Source organism: Mitsuaria sp. TWR114, assembly GCF_007997345.1.
This window is the reverse complement of sequence record NZ_VOSR01000165.1, coordinates 1-3,165: the sequence shown is the minus strand read 5'-3', so window position 1 is coordinate 3,165 and position 3,165 is coordinate 1. Positions and strand designations below refer to the sequence as shown.

Below are 3,165 nucleotides of genomic sequence, written 5' to 3'. Positions count from 1 at the left end.
GGGCCTGCGCGAACTCGCGCGCACGTTGATGCATCAACGGATCGCCGCGCGTCTCCCCTGGCCCTGGGACAGCGAGATCGAATCGCTTGGCGGCGCGCTGTGCTGGCGGATGGGCGTGACGCTGCCGGTGGCGGCGGTGCCGGAGCAACTCGCACGCTTGCGGGAGCAGCTGCCGCTGCTGGCGGACGAGCCGGTGACGCCGGAGGACCTCGCGCTGGCCCAGGCCCTCGCGCTGGGGGACTGGCAGGCGCAACTGGCGGAGGCGCCGGATGCGTGCTGGCGCAGGCGATGGCGGCGGGGGAGCTGGAGGCGGTCCTGCAATGGCCCCAGCGGGTGAGAGCGATCAGCGCGCCGGTGCTGCAGCTGCTGATGGCCGCCAGCTGGCGCGACAACCGCACGCAATTGCTGCTTCTGGGCGATGCGGGCCCACCGGCGCCGGCGCAGCGCGCCTGGCCCGGGCTGGCGCTGACTACAATGCGCGCTGTCATTGGGGAGTAGCCGCTGCACCCCGCCCGTCGCCCGACGGGCCGATTCAGCAGACCCGCGTCAACAGACTTGAGCTTCGGCTCATGGCGCGAGGTAGCCAGGAACCCGCGGGTTCCCAGCCTGGCGAGACCTTTGACCATGCCCCCGGACCTGCGGCCGGCGGCGGCATGGTCATGGGTTCGTTCCGGCCGCTGAGTCCTTCATGGAAGCCTTCCTCATCTCCACCGGCCTCGTGGCCCTCGCCGAGATCGGCGACAAGACCCAACTGCTGGCCTTCATCCTGGCGGCGCGTTTTCGCAAGCCGGGGCCGATCGTGCTGGGCATCCTGATCGCGACGCTGGTCAATCACGCCTGTGCGGGCGCCGTCGGCAGCTGGATCACGACGCAGGTCTCCGCGCAGACCTTGCGCTGGGTGCTGGGCCTGGGCTTCATCGCGATGGCGGTGTGGACGCTGATTCCCGACAAGATCGAGGAAGAGGAAACCGGCGGCAAGTTCCGGCTGGGCGTGCTGGGCACGACGATCGTGGCGTTCTTCCTGGCCGAGATGGGCGACAAGACGCAGATCGCGACGGTGGCGCTGGCGGCGCGCTTCAATGACTTGTGGATGGTGGTGGCGGGCACGACGCTGGGGATGATGATCGCCAACGTGCCGGCGGTGCTGGTGGGTGGCAAGCTCGCGCACAAGCTGCCGGTGCGGCTGGTTCACGCCATCGCGGCGGCGATCTTCGCGGTGCTGGGCGTGCTCACGCTTCTGGGGGCAGGCGCGTCGATGGGGTTGTGACCCCGGTCCTCCGACAGCAGCCTCATGCCCGCGCATGAGGCGGCATCGCGGTCGAAGGTCATGGTGCATCCGCAGCCGGCAGTCCGGCCCAGTCGCTCGATCAGGTAGTCCGCGAAGTCGGCTCGGCCCACATGGAAGCGCGCGACGGCGTCGATGACGTCCTCGACCTGCTCGAAGACCAGTCCGCCCTCCCGCAGCAGTTCGATCAAGGCGCGGGCGACCTCGTCGCGTTTCACCTTGCAGCTCTTGTTCAGCACCCACACCAGCTCCACCAGCGTCGGGACGGTGATGTAGCCGGGCGCCTGCGGCGTGAAGCTGGAGAGCAGCGATTTGGCCGCGCGGTACTGCACGGGTTCGTTTCGTGTGACGAAACGGACCAGGATGTTGGTATCGATGCCGACCATCACTTGCGCTTCTCCTTGCGCTTGGCGCTTTTACGGCGCTGGCGCTCCATGGAGGCGAAGGTGTGATTCATCTCGTCGATCGTCACGGGCCGACGCACGCGCGTGGGAACGATGCCTGCGATCGGCAAGGGCCGCGTGGCCACGTAGAAAAGGAATTCGTCCGGAGCGACGTGGAAGAACTCCACCTGGTCGCCCGGGCCGATGCGAAGGGCGTCCAGCACGCCTTGCGGAAGGGTGATCTGGAGGCCTTCGCCGATCGTGGCGACCGGTCCGATGCTCCGTACGCAATGAGAGGCCATGGATGACTCCTTGTCGTTTCAACGAAAGAAGCCCGCCACTCTAGGCATGCCGATCCCGAGCCGCACTTCCTCAAATCAGTCATTGAGGAGGGAGCGCCGGCCCCTCGGACGGGGGCCCGCGAAAGGGGCGCCCCGCGACGGTCTATCGCGCCGACGCCTGCCGCACCGCGCGCTCCCACTGCGCCATCAGCGCCTGGGCGCGGTCGCGCGACAGGGTGGGGCGGAACACGCGCTCGGCCTGCCAGTTGCGGCCGATGTCGTCGAGGTTGCGGTAGACGCCGACCGTCAGTCCGGCCAGGTAGGCCGCGCCCAGCGCCGTCGTCTCGATCACCTTGGGCCGCACGACCGGGATGCCCAGCAGGTCCGCCTGGAACTGCATCAGCAGGTCGTTCACGCAGGCGCCGCCGTCCACCCGCAGCTCGCTCACCGGCGCGCCACCCGCCGCGACCGCGTCCCGGCTCATCGCCTGCAGCAGCGCCGCGCTCTGGAACGCGATGCTCTCCAGCGCCGCGCGCGCGATGTGCGCCACCGTCGATCCCCGCGTCAGGCCCACGATCGCGCCGCGCGCCTCCGCGTCCCAGTAGGGCGCGCCCAGCCCGGTGAAGGCCGGCACGAACATCACGCCACCCGCGTCCGGCACGCTCTCCGCCAGCCCCTGCACCTCGCCGCTCGCCTTGATCGCGTTCAGCCCGTCGCGCAGCCACTGCACCACCGCGCCGCCGATGAAGACGCTGCCCTCCAGCGCGTAGCGCGGCGTCGCGTCGATCTGCGCGGCGCTGGTGGTGATCAACCCGTTCGCGCTGGTCTGGAAGCGCGTCCCCGTGTGCATCAGCATGAAGCAGCCGGTGCCGTAGGTGTTCTTGGCCATGCCGGCCTCGAAGCAGGCCTGGCCGAACAGCGCGCTCTGCTGGTCGCCGCCGATGCCGCCGATGGTGAGGGCGCCGCCCAGGTGCTCCGGCGCCGCCTTGCCGAATTCATGCGCCGACGGCTTCACCTCGGGCAGCAGGGACGCGGGGATGCCCAGCAGCGCCAGCAGCTCCTCGTCCCAGCGGTTCTCGCGCACGTTGAACAGCATCGTGCGCGAGGCATTGCTCACGTCGGTGACATGCACCTCGCCGTTGGTCAGCTTCCAGATCAGCCAGCTGTCGATCGTGCCGAAGGCCAGTTCGCCGCGCTCGGCCTGCTCGCGCGCGCC

Annotated in this window: 6 protein-coding genes and 1 riboswitch; of the genes, 3 read left to right on the top strand and 3 right to left on the bottom strand. The window is 69.5% G+C overall.

Going from position 1 to position 3,165, the window contains the following annotated elements; all coding sequences use genetic code 11:
* The 3 genes from FUT87_RS07870 to FUT87_RS07865 form a co-directional block, all read left to right on the top strand.
* A partial coding sequence (locus tag FUT87_RS07870) for a hypothetical protein (RefSeq protein WP_222617072.1) occupies nucleotides 1–337 on the top strand: 337 nt, incomplete at its 5' end.
* Entirely contained in the window at nucleotides 334–498 is a 165-nt protein-coding gene (locus FUT87_RS28545; RefSeq protein ID WP_186830418.1) for a hypothetical protein, read from the top strand. The genes FUT87_RS07870 and FUT87_RS28545, both read left to right, overlap by 4 nt.
* Nucleotides 478–611: riboswitch (yybP-ykoY riboswitch) on the top strand. Its footprint overlaps the gene before it by 21 nt.
* Nucleotides 612–688: 77 nt before the next feature.
* Nucleotides 689–1,267: a TMEM165/GDT1 family protein gene (locus FUT87_RS07865; protein WP_091728906.1), complete on the top strand. Its 579-nt coding sequence runs from the start codon at nucleotides 689–691 to the stop codon at nucleotides 1,265–1,267.
* Here FUT87_RS07865 and FUT87_RS07860 read toward each other — a convergent pair.
* From FUT87_RS07860 to FUT87_RS07850, 3 genes are all read right to left on the bottom strand, one after another.
* Nucleotides 1,189–1,671 carry a PIN domain-containing protein gene (locus FUT87_RS07860; RefSeq protein ID WP_147240667.1) on the bottom strand — a complete coding sequence of 161 codons (483 nt, stop codon included), beginning with the start codon at nucleotides 1,669–1,671 and terminating at the stop codon, nucleotides 1,189–1,191. The genes FUT87_RS07865 and FUT87_RS07860 overlap by 79 nt on opposite strands.
* Entirely contained in the window at nucleotides 1,671–1,970 is a 300-nt protein-coding gene (locus FUT87_RS07855) for an AbrB/MazE/SpoVT family DNA-binding domain-containing protein (RefSeq protein WP_091728898.1), read from the bottom strand. Before FUT87_RS07855 ends, FUT87_RS07860 begins: the two co-directional genes overlap by 1 nt.
* A 142-nt stretch (nucleotides 1,971–2,112) precedes the next feature.
* The coding region (locus FUT87_RS07850; protein ID WP_147240666.1) for a glycerol kinase GlpK at nucleotides 2,113–3,165 on the bottom strand (1,053 nt) is incomplete at its 5' end.